Origin of the sequence: Halomonas sp. G15 (assembly GCF_021282295.1) — a bacterium.
Classification (GTDB): Bacteria; Pseudomonadota; Gammaproteobacteria; order Pseudomonadales; family Halomonadaceae; genus Halomonas; species Halomonas alimentaria.
The window spans coordinates 1-15,312 of the sequence record NZ_JAJSPA010000004.1; the positions used below are offsets into that span (position 1 = coordinate 1).

15 protein-coding genes are annotated in these 15,312 nt (G+C 68.2%); 9 read left to right on the top strand and 6 right to left on the bottom strand.

From position 1 onward, the window contains the following. Both LWH48_RS03290 and LWH48_RS03295 read left to right on the top strand, forming a co-directional pair. On the top strand, positions 1-1,341 hold a 1,341-nt coding region (locus LWH48_RS03290; protein WP_232911260.1), incomplete at its 5' end, for an ATP-dependent DNA helicase. A 108-nt stretch (positions 1,342-1,449) separates the two neighbouring features. Then, a complete protein-coding gene (locus tag LWH48_RS03295) occupies positions 1,450-1,629 on the top strand; it encodes a PLDc N-terminal domain-containing protein (RefSeq protein ID WP_161430531.1) in 180 nt (59 codons plus the stop codon). A 67-nt stretch (positions 1,630-1,696) separates the two neighbouring features. Here LWH48_RS03295 and LWH48_RS03300 read toward each other — a convergent pair whose 3' ends face one another. Continuing rightward, positions 1,697-1,912 carry a DUF3565 domain-containing protein gene (locus LWH48_RS03300; protein ID WP_232911261.1) on the bottom strand — a complete coding sequence of 72 codons (216 nt, stop codon included), beginning with the start codon at positions 1,910-1,912 and terminating at the stop codon, positions 1,697-1,699. A 364-nt stretch (positions 1,913-2,276) separates the two neighbouring features. On the opposite strand from LWH48_RS03300, the gene LWH48_RS03305 reads away from it, so the two are divergent. Both LWH48_RS03305 and LWH48_RS03310 read left to right on the top strand, forming a co-directional pair. After that, the gene (locus tag LWH48_RS03305; protein WP_232911262.1) at positions 2,277-2,990 is read left to right on the top strand and encodes a winged helix-turn-helix domain-containing protein; all 714 of its coding nucleotides are present in this window, start codon (positions 2,277-2,279) and stop codon (positions 2,988-2,990) included. Positions 2,991-2,993: 3 nt separating this feature from the next. Beyond that, the gene (locus tag LWH48_RS03310; protein WP_232911263.1) at positions 2,994-4,607 is read left to right on the top strand and encodes an ATP-binding protein; all 1,614 of its coding nucleotides are present in this window, start codon (positions 2,994-2,996) and stop codon (positions 4,605-4,607) included. Between the two features lie 2 nt (positions 4,608-4,609). Here the strand turns inward: LWH48_RS03310 and LWH48_RS03315 are convergent, their stop codons facing one another. Further along, a complete protein-coding gene (locus tag LWH48_RS03315; RefSeq protein WP_161430539.1) occupies positions 4,610-5,524 on the bottom strand; it encodes a LysR family transcriptional regulator in 915 nt (304 codons plus the stop codon). A gap of 100 nt (positions 5,525-5,624) precedes the next feature. Here LWH48_RS03315 and metE point away from each other — a divergent pair, with 100 nt between their 5' ends. From metE to LWH48_RS03330, 3 genes are all read left to right on the top strand, one after another. After that, positions 5,625-7,925, top strand: a complete 2,301-nt coding sequence (metE, locus tag LWH48_RS03320) for a 5-methyltetrahydropteroyltriglutamate--homocysteine S-methyltransferase (protein WP_232911264.1) — start codon at positions 5,625-5,627, stop codon at positions 7,923-7,925. Between the two features lie 109 nt (positions 7,926-8,034). Continuing rightward, positions 8,035-8,736 (top strand): COG3650 family protein, encoded by a 702-nt coding sequence (locus tag LWH48_RS03325; RefSeq protein WP_161430543.1) that lies wholly within the window; start codon positions 8,035-8,037, stop codon positions 8,734-8,736. A 149-nt stretch (positions 8,737-8,885) separates the two neighbouring features. Further along, the gene (locus tag LWH48_RS03330) at positions 8,886-9,494 is read left to right on the top strand and encodes an FMN-dependent NADH-azoreductase (protein ID WP_232911265.1); all 609 of its coding nucleotides are present in this window, start codon (positions 8,886-8,888) and stop codon (positions 9,492-9,494) included. Between the two features lie 75 nt (positions 9,495-9,569). On the opposite strand, the gene LWH48_RS03335 is transcribed toward LWH48_RS03330, so the two are convergent. Together LWH48_RS03335 and LWH48_RS03340 are read right to left on the bottom strand one after the other, a co-directional pair. Next, the gene (locus LWH48_RS03335) at positions 9,570-10,637 is read right to left on the bottom strand and encodes a metal-dependent hydrolase (protein ID WP_232911266.1); all 1,068 of its coding nucleotides are present in this window, start codon (positions 10,635-10,637) and stop codon (positions 9,570-9,572) included. Positions 10,638-10,775: 138 nt separating this feature from the next. Beyond that, positions 10,776-11,312, bottom strand: a complete 537-nt coding sequence (locus LWH48_RS03340; RefSeq protein ID WP_232911267.1) for a DNA-3-methyladenine glycosylase I — start codon at positions 11,310-11,312, stop codon at positions 10,776-10,778. 90 nt (positions 11,313-11,402) lie between these two features. On the opposite strand from LWH48_RS03340, the gene LWH48_RS03345 reads away from it, so the two are divergent. Then, positions 11,403-11,843 carry a VOC family protein gene (locus tag LWH48_RS03345; RefSeq protein WP_232911268.1) on the top strand — a complete coding sequence of 147 codons (441 nt, stop codon included), beginning with the start codon at positions 11,403-11,405 and terminating at the stop codon, positions 11,841-11,843. Next, positions 11,837-12,295: an META domain-containing protein gene (locus LWH48_RS03350; protein ID WP_232911269.1), complete on the top strand. Its 459-nt coding sequence runs from the start codon at positions 11,837-11,839 to the stop codon at positions 12,293-12,295. Before LWH48_RS03345 ends, LWH48_RS03350 begins: the two co-directional genes overlap by 7 nt. Before the next feature lie 87 nt (positions 12,296-12,382). Here LWH48_RS03350 and secF read toward each other — a convergent pair whose 3' ends face one another. Next, positions 12,383-13,306, bottom strand: a complete 924-nt coding sequence (secF, locus tag LWH48_RS03355) for a protein translocase subunit SecF (RefSeq protein ID WP_161430551.1) — start codon at positions 13,304-13,306, stop codon at positions 12,383-12,385. A gap of 9 nt (positions 13,307-13,315) precedes the next feature. Continuing rightward, complete coding sequence (secD, locus tag LWH48_RS03360; RefSeq protein ID WP_232911270.1) at positions 13,316-15,166, bottom strand: protein translocase subunit SecD; 1,851 nt, start codon at positions 15,164-15,166, stop codon at positions 13,316-13,318. Positions 15,167-15,312: the final 146 nt, after the last annotated feature.

A 15,312-nucleotide genomic window follows, 5' to 3' on the forward strand; every position in this document is an offset into this window, starting at 1 on the left:
CGGGCGCTGGCCGCCGAGCATGGCGTCTGCCCCTACTACCTGGGCCAGGAGATGGCTCGCTGGAGCGACGTGACGGTGGGTGACGTCAACCACTGGTTCGACGACCACGCCCTGCTGCATGGCCTGGCCCGGGAGAACGGCTGGCGGGTCGGTCTGCTGGTGGACGAGGCCCACAACCTGGTGGGCCGAGCGCGCGGCATGTACAGCGTTACCCTGCGCCAGCGCGATCTGGCGCGGCTGCGCCGCGCTGCCCCGGCCGCGCTCAAGGCACCGCTGGGGCGCTTGCAGCGCCACTGGCAGGCGCTGGTGCGCGAGGAGGGGCTGGCGGATGCCGGCGAGCCGGGGCGGCCCGCCTGGCGGCAACTGGAGGAGCTGCCAGGCGGCCTTCTCGGCGTGCTGCAGGGGCTCGCCGGGGCGCTCACCGAGGCGCTGGGCGAGCGCCCGGAGCTTGGCGTCGAGTGGCAGGAGTTGCTGTTCGAGACGCTGGCCTTCACGCGCCTGGCGGAGCGCTTCGGCGACCACACCCTGTGCGAGCTGACCCGCGAAGGACGGGGCAGGGCGCGGCTGGCGCTGCGCAACCTGATCCCGGCGGACTTCCTCGCCCCGCGCTTCGCCGCGGCAAGGAGCGCGGTGCTGTTCTCCGCCACCCTGGGGCCGCCGGACTACCAGCGCGACCTGCTGGGCCTGCCTGCCGACAGCGTCTGGCGCGAGGTGCCATCCCCCTTCGCCGCCGAGCAGCTCGAGCTGCGCATCCGCGCCGACCTCTCCACCCGGCTGCGCGATCGCGATGCCTCGCTTGGTCCCATCGCCGAGGAGATCGCGGCCCAGTACACGCGCCGTCCGGGCCACTACCTGGCCTTCTTCAGCAGCTTTGCCTACCTGGAGGCGGCGTTGACGCGCTTCGGCGCAACGCACCCGGAAATTCCCGTCTGGGCCCAGCACCGCGGCATGGCCGAGGCCGAGCGCGATGCCTTCCTGGCGCGCTTCACGGCGGATGGCCGTGGCATCGGCTTCGCCGTGCTGGGTGGGGCCTTCGCCGAGGGCATCGACCTGCCCGGCGAGCGCCTGGTGGGCGCCTTCATCGCCACCCTGGGGCTGCCGCCGGTGGACCCCTTCAACGAGGTGCTGAGGGAGCGCCTCCAGGCCCGCTTCGGTCGCGGCGACGAGTACGCCTATCGGGTGCCGGGGCTGGTCAAGGTGGTGCAGGCCGCTGGGCGGGTCATACGTGGTCCCGAGGACCGCGGCGTGGTGGTGTTGCTGGACGATCGCTTCGCCCGGCCCGAGGTGCGCCGGCGGCTGCCGGGGTGGTGGGGCGAGCCGGTGATGCCTGGTTGCCGCTGAGAGTGGGGAGGGCAGAGCGAGTCGCCCCAGGTTGTACCCTTGGTCAGGGCTATGCTACCCATAGAGGAGTGGCAATTCGCCCGAGGAAAAGTGACAAGGAGGTACTGGATGGGTATCGAAGTGACCGGCCTGCTGAGCCTGATCTGGCTGATCATCGTGATCTGGGCCATCGTCAAGGTAGCCAAGAGTTCGGCCAGCGGCCTGGCCAAGCTGATCTGGATCGTCGTTTTGCTGATCTTCCCGCTGGTGGGACTGATCGTCTGGTTCCTGTTCGGCCCCAAGGGATAGCCGAACCTGGGGGAGGGGAGTGCCATCGGGCCGCCTGCGGGCGGCCCGATGTGTCAGGCGTGATGGATCAGGCGTCGAGGGTATTGTCGCGGGGCTCGCCACGGTCGCATTTGACGCACTCGAGGGTGAGGCCCAGGCGTGAGCGTCGCCCCGAATCGCTTGTGACCCACGGGCGCTCCACCCAGGGCGGCTGATGGCGCACATGCTGGTTGTGGCCACAGGCCAGCTCGGCGACCCAGTGCCCCTCCTCGTCGCGGTGGTAGCCGACGATGGGCTGTCGCATGGCGCTAGCGGCGTTCCGGTGGGGCCTTGTAGTGGCCGGGCACCGTGATCCGCTCGCCGTTGGGCAGGGTGCGTACATGGGTGGGGACGTAGATTCGCTTGATGACACTCTTGTCCATGGTGGGTCTCCGGAAGCATGGCCTCGCACCGGCGAGGCCTGACCAGTGTGGGCCGCGTTGGCCGGGACTGGCAATACCTCGACCGGGCTATCCCTCGCGGCCGACCTGCGCCAGTCCTCCTCGCCGCCATGCCTTGCCCATGCCGGTAGCGCAGGCGGATGTCCTGTTTTCAGGTACACTTTAGTGAAAGGCGGCAGGCCCCTTCACGGCAGCCGTCATCCAATGACCCATGGAGTTGACACGAGGATGGACGATAGCCTGCAGCCCCGTGAGCAGGACCACGTACTGATCGTCGAGGATGACGAGCGCCTGGCCGGCCTGACCCGCGACTACCTCGAGGCCAACGGCTTCCGCGTCACCCTGGAGGCTGACGGTGCCCGCGGCGTCGACAGGATCCTCTCCCTGCAGCCGGATCTGGTGATCCTCGACCTGATGCTGCCCGGTGAGGACGGACTGTCCATTTGCCGCCGGGTGCGCAGCGACTACTCCGGGCCGATCCTGATGCTCACCGCGCGCACCGATGACATGGACCAGGTGCTGGGCCTTGAGATGGGTGCCGACGACTATGTAGCCAAGCCGGTGCAGCCGCGGGTGCTGCTGGCGCGCATGCGCGCCCTGCTGCGCCGTTCCGAGGTCGTCGAGGCCAGCGGCGAGACGCGACTCGCCTTCGGCGACCTGGAAATCGACAACGCGACCCGCGAGGCGTGGCTTTCGGGCGAGCGTATCGAACTCACCAGCGCCGAGTTCGACCTGCTCTGGCTGCTGGCCAGCAACGCCGGTAGGGTGCTGACCCGCGAAGAGATCTTCTCCCAGCTGCGCGGCATCAAGTACGACGGCCAGGACCGCTCCATCGACGTGCGCGTCTCGCGCATCCGCCCCAAGGTCGGTGACGACCCCAATCAGCCGCACCGCATCAAGACGGTGCGCAGCAAGGGCTACCTGTTCGTCAGGGATGCCTGAACCATGCGTCGGGTCCTGGCCGACAGCACCTTCCTGCGCGTCTACCTCCTGTTGGCGCTGGCCCTGTTGCTGACCTTCGGGCTCGGTATGTTGGGCGTGGCGCTGGTAGACCAGGTGCGGCGCGAGGCGCATCGCGAGCAGCTGGCCGAGGCGCCGATGCGGCTGCTGGCCGAACGGCTCTCGGCGCTGCCGCCCGCGGCTCATGGCACCTGGCTCGATGCCCAGGCACAGCGCCTGGACATGCGGGCCAGCGTGGGGCTGCTGGAGGAGGCCTCGCTGGGCTACTTCTCCCGGCAGCGCCTGGCCCGTGGCAAGGTGTTGGTGGAACCTCGTGACGACCAGGGCTGGCGGCTGCTGTCGCTGCTGCCAGACAGCAAACGTCTGCTGCGGGTCGAGCTCACCAATCTCAGCGAGCACCAGCTGCGGGGCCTGACCGTGCTGCTCGGTGAGTGGCTAGCTGCGGTGCCGCCTCCTGCGCGTCACGCCAGGCTCGAGCGCATGGCGGGCGGGCACCTGCCGGTCACCCTGGAGGAAGCCCCGCCCAGCGGCCTGGATGACTACCAACTGCGCCGGCTTACCGCCGGTGAGGTGGTCATCCAGCTGCTTCCCGGGCGCTGGTCGGTGGCGATCTACCTCGCGCTTCAGGAGCGCAGTGGCGACGCCAGCTGGCTGGTAATCGGTCCGGTTCAGGCCTTCGAACCGATGCCCGGGTCGTTGCAGCTGTTGCTGGTGCTGATCATGCTGGTCGTGCTGGGGGTGACGATCTATCTGATCGTGCGCGGCGTGGAGGCACGCATGATACGCCTGGAACTGGCGGCATCGCTCATCGCCGCCGGACGGCTCGATACCCGGGTCAAGGTGGAGAGCGCCGACTTCGTCGGCCGCCTGGGCATGGCGCTCAATGGCATGGCCGCCCAGGTGCAGTCGCTGCTGCGTGCCCAGCAGGACATGATCCGCGCCGTCTCTCACGAGTTGCGTACGCCGGTGGCGCGAATCCGTTTTGCCGTGCAGATGGTCGAGGACATGACCGACGAACCGGCGGTGCGCCGGCAGCTCCAGGGGGTCGATGGTGACATCCAGGAACTCGACGGCCTGATCGACGAAATCCTCACCTATGCCCGACTGGGCAGCGATGCCATCAACGGGCGCGAGATGGATGCCGTGCTGGTGGACTGCCGAGCCATGGCGGAGCGGGTGATCGAGGCGTTGAGCCCGCTGCATGAGCGGCTGGCCCTGGAGCTTGCCGAGGGAGCCGAGGTGGAGGTGCTGGCCGAGCCTCGCTACCTGCAGCGTGCCGTGCAGAACCTGGTGGCCAATGCCTGTCGGCATGCCGGTTCCCGGGTGCTGATCCGTGTGCGCCGCGAGCATGCCCTGGTCCGCATCGACGTGGAGGACGATGGCCCCGGTGTGCCACTGGCCGAACGCCAGGCGATCTTCAAGCCCTTCGCGCGGCTGGATGACAGTCGCACGCGAAGTGCCGGGGGCTACGGGCTGGGGCTCTCCATCGTGCACAAGGTGATGAGCTGGCATGGCGGCAGCGTGAGCGTGGACGACAGCGCCGAGCTCGGCGGGGCACGCTTCACCCTGCTGCTGCCGCAGCGCAACGAGCTCGGCTAGCCTCAGGCCGGCTTGATGCCGTCGAGGACCGCGAAGGAGGTCTCCCGGGCGGTGCGCAGGAAATCCTCCATCCACGGCGCGCTGCGGGTCTCCTCGCGAATCGCCGCGAACAGCGTGCTCCACACCCCCTTCTCGCCGAGTGCCACGGCCTTCACGTAGTCGCGCTCCAGGTATTCGGTGAGCGCCCAGTTGGGCAACGCACAGACCCCGCGGCCGCTGGCCACCAGCTGCATCATCATGATGGTCAGCTCGGCGGTACGCACCTCCCTTGGCTGCACCCCCGCCGGGTCGAGGAACTGGGTGAAGACGTCCAGCCGCGAGTGCTCCACCGGGTAGGTGATCAGGGTCTCCTCGGCCAGCGCCTCGGGGGTGACGAAGCCCTTGCCGGCCAGGTGGTGCTGGCGGGCCACCGCCAGCAGTCCCTCATAGCGGAACAGCGGCTCATAGTGCACCCCGGGAAGCGGCTGGGGGTCGGCGGTGATCACCAGGTCGAGCTGTTCCCGGGCCAGCGCCGGCAGCGGGTCGAAGTGGTGTCCGCCGGGAATGTCGATCTCCACCTCCGGCCAGTGGTCACGGAAATGGTCGATGGTGGGCATCAGCCACTGGAAGCAGCTGTGGCACTCGATGGCCATATGCAGCCGCCCCTGCTCGTTGCCGGCCAGCCGTGCCAGGTCGCGCTCGGCCATGCGTACCTGGGGCAGCACCTGCTCGGCCAAGGTCAGTAGCCGCTGGCCGGCCCGGGTGAACTCCACCGGCCGGGTCTTGCGCACGAACAGCGGGCTGCCCAGTCGCTCCTCCAGGTCCTTGATCTGGTGGGAGAGGGCCGACTGGGTCAGGTGGACCCGTTCGGCCGCCTCCACCAGGGAGCCGGCGTCGCGCAGGGCGATCAGGGTGCGGAGGTGTCGCAGCTCGAGCATGAGTGAGTCACTTTCATTTTAAAGATTAAGAAGTTTAGTTTGATTCACATCCCATGGCCAGCCAGAATCCGCCGTATCCTTCATGCAAACAGGTGGAAACATGACCAGGGCTCATATTGCCGGCTATCCCCGCATCGGTGCGGATCGTGAACTCAAGAAAGCCGTGGAGGGCTACTGGCAGGGTGACCTCGACCGCGAGGGACTGGAGGGCGTGGGACGCGAGCTGCGTGCCCGCCACTGGGAGGAGCAGCGCCGGGCGGGCCTCGACCTGGTGACGGTGGGCGACTTCGCCTTCTACGACCAGATGCTCGACCTCTCGGTGACACTGGGCGCCGTGCCGGGGCGCTTCGCCGCCGAGGAGGAGGTGGCTCGTGGCGAGGTCGACCTGGACACCGCCTTCCGCATGGCCCGTGGCCGCGCGCCCAGCGGCGAGCCTGCGGCGGCCTGCGAGATGACCAAGTACTTCGATACCAACTATCACTACCTGGTGCCCGAGCTGCACGCCGACCAGACCTTCCGCCTGGCCAGCTCACGGTTGTTCGACCAGGTGGACGAGGCCCGGGCGCTCGGTCACCCGGTGAAGGTGACCCTGCTCGGCCCCCTGACCTGGCTATGGCTGGGCAAGGAGAAGGGCGAGGTCGCCTTCGACCGCCTGGCGCTGCTCGACGCCCTGGTGCCGGTCTATGCTGAACTGCTGGCCCGCCTGGCCGAGCAGGGCGTGGAGTGGGTCCAGCTCGACGAGCCGGCGCTGGTCCAGGAGCTTCCGCAGGCCTGGCAGCAGGCCTATGAGGCCGCCTACAGCGTGCTCGCCCGGGCCCCGGTCAAGCTGCTGCTGGCCAGCTACTTCGGCGGACTCGGCGATAACCTGAACCTGGCCGTCGGCCTGCCCACCGACGGGCTGCATATCGATGCCGTACGCGACCCTGAGCAACTCGAGAGGGTGCTCGATCGGCTACCCGCCTACAAGGTGCTGTCGGTGGGCGCCATCGATGGCCGCAACGTCTGGCGCGCTGACCTGGCACTGCTGCGTGAACGCCTGGCGTCGGCCCGCATGCGACTGGGCAGGCGGCTGTGGATCGCCCCCTCCTGTTCGCTGCTGCATGTGCCGATGGACCTCGAGCGCGAGGGCGAGCTGGATCCCGAGCTCAAGAGCTGGCTGGCCTTCGCCCGCCAGAAGCTCGACGAGACCGTGACCCTGGCGCGGCTGCTCGATGGCAATGCCAGCGAGATCGACCAGCGGCGCCTGGAGTCGGCCACCGAGGCGCTGCAGGCTCGCCGCGAGTCGCCACGCCTGCATCGCCCCGAGGTGGCCGACCGCCTGGCCGGGGTAGAGCCGACGGATCATGAGCGCCGGAGCCCCTATCCGCGGCGCGCCCTGGCCCAGCGTCGGGCGCTGGACCTGCCGCTGTTCCCCACTACCACCATCGGCTCCTTCCCCCAGACCGATGCCATCCGCGCCGCGCGACGTGCCGCCAAGGCCGGCGAGCTCTCCCGGGAGGCCTACGAGGCGCGCATGGAGGAGGAGATCGCCCAGGCGGTGGCCCGCCAGGAGGCGCTGGGCATCGACATGCCGGTGCACGGCGAGCCGGAGCGCAACGATATGGTGGAGTACTTCGGGGAGCGGCTCGATGGCTACGCCTTCACCCGTTTCGGCTGGGTGCAGAGCTATGGCTCGCGCTGCGTCAAGCCGCCGATCATCGTCGGCGATGTCAGCCGTCCGGGGCCCATCACGGTGCGCTGGAGCGAGTTTGCCCAGTCGCTCACCGACAGGCCCATGAAGGGCATGCTGACCGGGCCGGTGACCCTGCTGCAGTGGGCCTTCGTGCGCGATGACCAGCCCCGCGAGACCACCTGCCGGCAGATCGCCTTGGCCCTGCGCGACGAGGTGCTCGACCTGGAGAGGGCCGGCATCCGCGCCATCCAGATCGACGAGCCGGCGCTGCGCGAGGGGCTGCCGCTGCGCCGCTCCCGATGGCAGGGCTACCTGACCTGGGCGGTGGAGTGCTTCCGGCTGGCCGCCTCGGGCGTCGCCGACGAGACGCAGATCCACACCCATATGTGCTATGCGGAGTTCAACGACATCATCGAGTCCATCGCCGCCCTCGATGCCGATGTCATCACCATCGAGACCTCGCGTTCGGACATGGAGCTGCTCGATGCCTTCCACGACTTCGCCTATCCCAACGAGATCGGACCCGGCGTCTACGATATCCACTCGCCCAACGTCCCCGAGGTGGAGGCCATGGTGGCGCTGATCGAGAAGGCCGCCGAGCGCATCCCAGCCGAGCGACTGTGGGTCAATCCCGACTGCGGCCTCAAGACGCGCCGCTGGGAGGAGGTGGCGCCGGCCCTGGCCAATATGGTGGAGGCCGCGCAGCGGCTGCGGCGACGCTACGGCTGAGTGCTTGGCCCGGCGGTGCGGCAGCCGTGAGCCGTGAATGGAGGTCGGGTGTCGCGGGGGCTGTTATGCTCGACCCATCATGGAACTGCAACCCCCGCAAGGAGATGCCATGCCTCGCCCACTCGTCCCCGCCGTCCTCGGCCTGTCGCTGCTGCTGGGTGGCTGTGCCACCGCTCCCGCGCCGATCACCTCGGGCGATCACGCCCCGCTGCTGCCCTCGGTGTTGTTCTCCGGCGGCGCCGAGGCCTTCACCGCCTGGCGCTGCACCCCGGACCAGGGGCTGGTGACTGCCGACCCTGCCCCCGAAGGTGAGCTGCGACTGTGGTCGACCCATGGTGCCTGGCGCCTGGCGCCAGCCGTGGTGGCCAGCGGTGCGCGCTTCGAGCGTGACGGGATCAGCTTCTGGAACAAGGGCGACGAGGCGGTTGTGGAGACGCCCCGTGGCCGGCTGGAGTGCCGGGCGAGCATGCGGCGCCAGGCACTGACACGCGAGCAGCGTCCCGGTGTGATGTTCCATGCCCGGGGCAACGAGCCGGGTTGGATGGCGAGCCTCGCCCACGACCGGCCCGAGGTGCATCTCAGCCTCGATTACGGCAGCCGCGAGCAGACGTTGCCCTACCGGGTCACCACCATGGACAACGAGGCAGGTCGGGTGATCCTGGCCAGCGGCCGCGGTGACACCCCCTTCGAGCTGCGTATCGAGGCCCGGGCCTGCTTCGATGACATGAGCGGCGAGCCCTTCCCGGCACGGGTCACCCTGAGCGTGGACGGTGAGCAGTATCGCGGCTGCGGCCAGGGCATCGCCCCCTGACCGGGGCTCGGTGCTTTTCACGCGGCCTGGCGATTCGAGCGAATTTTTCGTTTTTGTCGAACGTGGACTGCGGTTTTTTGCGCTTTTCGTTGCAATGGATTCATCTATCATGGCGATCATATTCCTGATTCCCGCTGGAGGAGATCGCCATGACTACCCGAGCACTCGTGATTACCGCGTCCATTCTCGCCGAGAACGGCCAGTCCAAGGGCCTCGCCGAGCACTTCATCGCCCAGGCGGAGGGGCGCGATGACCTCGCGGTGACCCACCGTGATCTGGTGGCCGATGAGCTGCCCCATCTTGGCCTGGCCGAGCTGGGCAGCTGGCAGGTCGCCGCGGAGGAGCGCAGCGCCGAGCAGCGCGAGCTGGCCGCGCGCTCCGACGCCCTGATCGACGAGCTTCGCGACCATGACTTGGTGGTGCTGGCGGTGCCGATGTACAACCTGGGCATCCCCAGCCAGCTCAAGTCCTGGTTCGACCGCGTGATGCGTGCCGGCGAGACCTTCCGCTACACCGAGAACGGTCCCCAGGGCCTGGTCGAGGGCAAGCGTGCGGTGATCCTGGCGGCTCGCGGCGGCCAGTATGCCGGCACCGAGAAGGACACCCAGACCCCGCACCTCAAGCTGATGCTGGGCATGATGGGCATCACCGAGGTGGACACCGTATTCGCCGAGGGGCTCAACATGGGCGAGAACCATCGCGAGTCGGCTCTCAAGGAGGCCCGGCAGGCCATCGAGGGCCTGGTCGAGCGCCTGTAAGGCGACATCAGCCGAAGGGATGCAACGCAGCGGGGCGGCCAGATGGCCGCCCCGCTGCGTTATGCATGGCGAAGATCAGCAGCCGGCAGGTGCCTCCCGCAGCCAGCCTGCGGCCACAAACTCGCTGGTGCACAGCGCAGATTGAGGTGACAGGGCGCGTCCCGCCAGTCGGGACAGCGCCTCCCGGTTCCCCTTCGAGGGGGAGGGAAGCTGTTCAGAGACCGCTACCGGCTGCCAGTCGCCCCCCTCCCGGGTGGCCAGGGTGAAGGCGAAGGGGTGGAAGCCGGGAAAGCCCAGGCGCAGGTCGGTGGCCACCAGGGTCTCGCGCCCTTCGAGCACTCGGGTCTCGTAGCGCAGGAAGGGGCCGGCAAACCAGTCCAGCCGGGCGCCGCGATCGCTCGCCAGTGCCTCGGCCTCCAGCTCGGCACCTCGCCGGAAGGTCTCCACCGACGGCGGTGTGTCTCCGTCCAGTACCCCCATGAGCAGCTCATGATGGTCATCGCCGTCCACCACCGTGACCCGCCACAGCAGGCTGTTGAAGGGCGTGGGCTGGACAAGGCGTGGTGCTGCTTCCAGGCCCCGTTTGGCCAGTTCAGGCTCTAGCCGATGCTCCACCAGTTGCTTGGCACCGAAGGCCAGCATCAGGTAGGTCCCCGCCAGTGCCAGCCCCCGGGCCGGGGCGCGCTGGCCGTTGCCGGTGACCAGGGCGACCCCGATCCCCACCAGCAGCGGCAGCGTGACCAGCGGGTCGATGATGAAGACGATGGGCCAGGCCACGGGCGGCAGCTCCAGTGGCCAGAGGAGTTGGGTGCCATAGGTGGTCAGGGCATCGAGCAGCGGGTGGGTCAGCAGGCAGAGGCCGAAGAAGGTCGCCCAGCGGCCCGGGGAGATGTCCCGGGCCGGGGCGAAGCGCGCCGAGAGCAGCGTCAGTGCCGCGGCAAGCCCCGCCAGCACGAACAGCGAATGGGAGAAGCCGCGATGCTCGGTGACGTTGGCCACGGCATCGCCGTAGTCGATCACCACGTCCAGGTCGGGAAGGGTGCCGAGCACGGCACCGATCAGCACCGCCTTGCGGCCCAGCCGGCGGCCGAGCACGGCACCGCCCACGGCGGCGCCCAGCGCGGCCTGGGTAATCGAATCCATCAGGAGGCGTTCCTCGCTGAGAGTGCCCGACTATGATGCCATGGACGGTGGGTGGGTTCCCTTGTGTCTGACAGCTAGTGTCAACCTCCCCGCAGGCTTGTCGACGGAACAGCCCTGAGCGGTAATTCTGAACATCCTTTACGTATCCGCCCAGCGCGGCCCGGCGGCGAGGATGCGCGCCTGCACCGGACAGTCGTCACGGTGGGCGCCGGGCAGGTAGCCGGTACTCATCAGGAACTCCCCGGTGATCTCCGGTCCGGTGAACTTGAAGGTGCGCTTGAAGAGCCTGACCCAGTCGGCGTGGGGCAGAGAATGGTGATGGTCGAGCCAGCCGCGGAAGCTGCCGTGGGCGTCGCGCAGGGTCTGGAGTACACCGGCGTTGTGGATCACCGCCTCGACCTTCAGACGATTGCGGATGATCCCGGAGTCGGCGAGCAGCCGGGCGCGCTCGGCCTCGCCGTAGGCGGCCACCCGGTCGATATCGAAGCCCTCGAAGGCGTGCTGGAACGCCTCCCGCTTCTTCAGCACGGTGAGCCAGGAGAGCCCCGCCTGGTTGATCTCGAGAGCCAGGCGCTCGAACAGGGAGTCGTCATCGGCCACCGGGAAGCCGTACTCATGGTCGTGGTAGGGGCCGTGAAACGGATGTCCCGGCGCCATGTCACAGTAGTCGCTCATGCTTGGATCTCCCCATTACGCGCCGCTCCCATCGGGTTTACACTGCCCATTCACGCTACACGACTCACGCCACACGACAAGGAGTCCGATATGCAGTACCTGCACACCATGGTGCGCGTCAGTGACCTGGACGCCTCGCTGCACTTCTACTGCGACCTGCTGGGCCTCAGGGAGGTGCGCCGCAAGGAGAACGAGAAGGGGCGCTTCACCCTGGTCTTCCTCGCCGCGCCCGATGACGAGGCGCGCTCCAGCGAACTCCAGGCCCCGGAGCTGGAGCTGACCTGGAACTGGGATCCGGAGGAGTACGGCGGCGGACGCAACTTCGGCCACCTGGCCTACCGGGTGGAGGACATCTACGCCCTGTGCGAGAAGTTGCAGAGCGCTGGCGTGACCATCAATCGCCCGCCCCGTGACGGCCATATGGCCTTCGTCAGGAGCCCCGACGGCATCTCGGTGGAGCTGCTGCAGAAGGGCGAGGCACAGCCGCCCCGCGAACCCTGGGCCTCCATGGAGAACACCGGCACATGGTAACGGCACAACCGATGCGCAAGGCTCGCCCGCTGCTGGTGCTGGCTGCCGCCGCTCTGCTGGCCGCCTGCGGCAGTCGCTCCCCGGCTCCCAGCGAGGACTCTTCCGGCGCCCTGGAGGGGCCGCTGGTGGAGCAGCGCTGGAACCTGCTGCTGGTGGGCACCAGCGAGCGGCTCTCGATGCCCGAGCCCCCCTGGTTCGAGATCGACCGCGAGGGTCGCCTGGTGGGCAGCGACGGCTGCAACGAGATGCGTGGCCGGGTACGCCTCGGCGACAGCCAGCGTATCGAGGTCACCGAGCTCGCCACCACGCGGCGTGGCTGCCCCCAGCTGGAGGATGCCGCCCGGGTGACGGCGATGCTGGAGACCGCCTACCGCTACCTGATCGACCACGATCGGCTGGTGTTCTTCGGTCCCGACCAGCGGGTGCTGGGTGGCTGGCGCCAGGCCAACTGAGCCGCGGATAATCGGGCCCCTGAAACGACAGCGCCCCCGCCGATGACTCGGCGGGGGCGCTGTCGTTCGGCCCGGCAGGCCTGCCGCTCAGGGCAGCTCCTCGGCCTCGGGGTCCTCCTTCCTTGCCGGAATCAGGTCCTCGCGGCTGAGTCCCAGCGGCAGCAGCAGGGCGCCCGAGACATAGATGGAGGAGTAGGTACCCACCACCACGCCGAGGATAAGGGCGATGGCGAAGCCCTCGATCATGTCTCCGCCCAGCGCCAGCAGCGCCACCAGCACCAGCAGGGTGGTACCGGAGGTGGCCAGGGTGCGCGACAGGGTCTGGTTGAGCGATTCGTTGAAGATCGCCGGCATGTCGTCGATGCGTGACTTGCGGATATTCTCGCGAATGCGGTCGTAGACCACGATGGTGTCGTTGAGCGAGTAGCCGATCACCGCCAGTACCGCGGCCAGCACAGTGAGGTCGAACTCCCACTGGAACAGTGCGAAGGCGCCGACCACGATGATCACGTCATGCAGCAGCGCCAGCAGTGCGCCGATGGCGAACTTGTACTGGAAGCGGAAGGCCACGTAGAGCATCACGATGCCCAGCGCGACCAGCAGGCCCAGCCCGCTCTGGTCGCGGAGCTGGTCGCCCACCTGGGCGCCGACGAACTCGGCGCGCACCAGGTCGACCTCCTCGCCACTGCGGCGCAGCAGCTCCACCACGCGGTCGCCCACGTCGGCATCGAAGGCCTGCTGCAGACGGATCAGCACCTCGTTGGCGGCGCCGAAGGTCTGCACCGAGACATCGCGGAACTCCGCGGCCTCCAGGGCCTGGCGCACCGCGTCCAGGGAGGGCGCCACGGCGTAGCGCACCTCCACCAGGGTTCCGCCGGTGAAGTCCAGGCCCAGGTTGAGCTGCTGGAGCAGCAGCGCGACGATCGACGCCAGGATCAGCAGGCCGGAGACCGCGAAGGCGGCCTTCCGCTTGCCCATGAAGTCGAGCTGTCTATTGACCAGGGTTTTCATGATTACCTCTCAGATCCAGAGCTTCTTGACCGGCTTGCCGCCGTAGGCGAGGTTCACCATGGCGCGGGTCACCACCAGGGCGGTGAACAACGAGGTGAGGATGCCCAGCGACAGGGTCACGGCGAAGCCCTTGACCGGTCCGGTGCCGATCGAGAACAGGATCACCGCCACCAGCAGGGTGGTGATGTTGGCGTCGACGATGGAGGTGAAGGCGCGCTCGTAGCCGGCGTGTATCGCCTGCTGCACCGAGAGCCCCGTGCGCAGCTCCTCGCGTATCCGCTCGAAGATCAGCACGTTGGCGTCCACCGCCATCCCCAGCGTCAGTACGATGCCGGCGATGCCGGGCAGCGTGAGGGTGGCGCCGAGCATCGACATCGCCGCCACCAGCAGGGTCAGGTTGAGCGCCAGGGCCAGGTTGGCGAAGATGCCGAACACCTTGTAGCGAATCAGCATGAACAGCACCACCAGCAGCAGGCCGATCTGCACCGACATCACGCCACGCTCGATGTTCTCGGCGCCCAGGCTCGGGCCGATGGTGCGCTCCTGCACGAAGTAGATCGGGGCGGCCAGCGAGCCCGAGCGCAGCAGCAGGGAGAGCTCCGCCGCCTCGGTGGGCGAGTCGAGCCCGGTGATGCGGAAACTGTTGCCCAGCGCGCTCTGGATGGTGGCCAGGCTGATGATGCCGCGTTCGGTGTAGGGGTCGCGGACCACCGTCTCCTCGCCATCGACCATCTCCACGCTGTCGCGGGTCTTGTGCTCGATGTAGACGACCGCCATGTTGCGACCGATGTTGGTGCGGGTGGCACGGTTCATCAGGGTGCCGCCGGTGCCATCCAGGTCGATGTTGACCTGAGGGCGACCGTTCTCGTCGAAGCTGCGGTTGGCGTTGGAGACCTGGTCACCGGTGATGATCACGTCGCGCATCAGGTCGGCGCTGCGCGACGGCTGATTGCGGAACGGGAAGCTCTCGGTTTCGCTGTCCGGCGTGTCGGGCCGGGCCTCGAGACGGAACTCCAGGTTGGCGGTGGCGCCGACGATGCGCTTAGCCTCGGCGGTATCCTGCACGCCGGGCAGTTCCACCACGATGCGATCCGGTCCCTGGCGCTGCACCAGCGGCTCCGCCACGCCCAGCTCGTTCACCCGGTTGCGCAGGGTGGTGAGGTTCTGGTTGATGGCGTAGTCCTGGATCTCGTTGACCGCCTGGTCGGTGAGCGTCATGGCCAGGGCAGCACCACGACCATCCCCCTGGTTCTCGTACTGGAAGTCGGGGAACTCACGGCTGATCAGGCTTCGCGCGGTATCGCGATCCTCGGCATCGGTGAAGGTCAGTGTCAGGGTGCGGTCGTCGATCTCGGTGTCGCGGTAGCGGATGCGCTCGTCGCGCAGCAGCTCGCGCATGGCACTGGCGTTGACCTCCAGGCGCTGGCTGACGGCTGCCGCCATGTCCACTTCCAGCAGGAAGTGCACGCCGCCGCGCAGGTCGAGGCCCAGGGTCATCGGCGAGGCGGAGAGCGACTGCAGCCACTCGGGGGTCGACTCGGCCAGGTTGAGCGCGACCACATACTCCTCGCCGAGCATGGCGGCGACGCGGTCGCGGGCGGCGAGCTGAGCGTCGGGGGTGCGCAGGCGCAGCAGGGTGCTGGTCTGGCTGCGTTCGATGTTCTTGATCTCGATGCCGGCATCGTTCAGGGACGCCTGGATACTCTCGAGCTGGCGTTCATCGACAGTGGCGTCGCCGCGTTCGCTGCTGATCTGGATCGCCGGATCTTCCGGGAAGAGATTGGGCAGCGAGTAGACCAGGCCGACGAGCAGGACGATGAGTATCAGCAGATACTTCCACAGGGGATAACGGTTGAGCATGCGGGCCCTGTCCTAGGTAGCTGACGATAGGTTGCTGAAAAGCAGGGGAGCTGACGCGATCACGCCACGACCGCCGCCGGTAGTGCCGGCGGCGGTCGAAGGGCGGCCCGACGGCGTGAAGCAGCCGGGGCCGGACAGGACACGGG